The sequence below is a fragment of the Halorubrum sp. SS7 genome (assembly GCF_005435055.1).
GTDB lineage: Archaea > Halobacteriota > Halobacteria > Halobacteriales > Haloferacaceae > Halorubrum > Halorubrum salinarum.
Genome location: NZ_SGXV01000434.1, coordinates 1 through 346, shown reverse-complemented (window position 1 = coordinate 346; position 346 = coordinate 1). Strand labels below are relative to the sequence as shown.

Annotated in this window: 1 protein-coding gene; it reads right to left on the bottom strand. The window is 60.7% G+C overall.

The genetic code is table 11. From position 1 onward, the window contains the following. The coding region (locus tag EXE44_RS18690; protein WP_158293516.1) for a PAS domain-containing protein at positions 1-346 on the bottom strand (346 nt) is incomplete at both ends.

Here is a 346-nt window from a genome sequence, read left to right as displayed (position 1 = left end):
AGCTCGTCAGCTGTTACCACATCGGCGACCGCCTTGACACACGCGTCGAACGCGTCTTCCGGATCCGTTGATTTGAATACACGGCTGCTCACGGCGTAGAGGTTCGTCAGCCGCCGCTGCCGGTCAAGCGCGTCACGCGCATCGGTGAGATCGGTAATATCGTTGGCGACGCCGAGTACTGCGTCCTCATCGCTGTCGACCGGGGTGAATGGTATTTTCCACGTTTCTAAGACTCGTTCGTTGCCTGCGGCGTCGGTCAGTGTCTCCTCGGTGCGATGGAGCGGCTTGCCGGTCTCAATCACCCGTCTATCGTCGTCGGTGAATGCGTCCCCCTCGTCGGACTCGG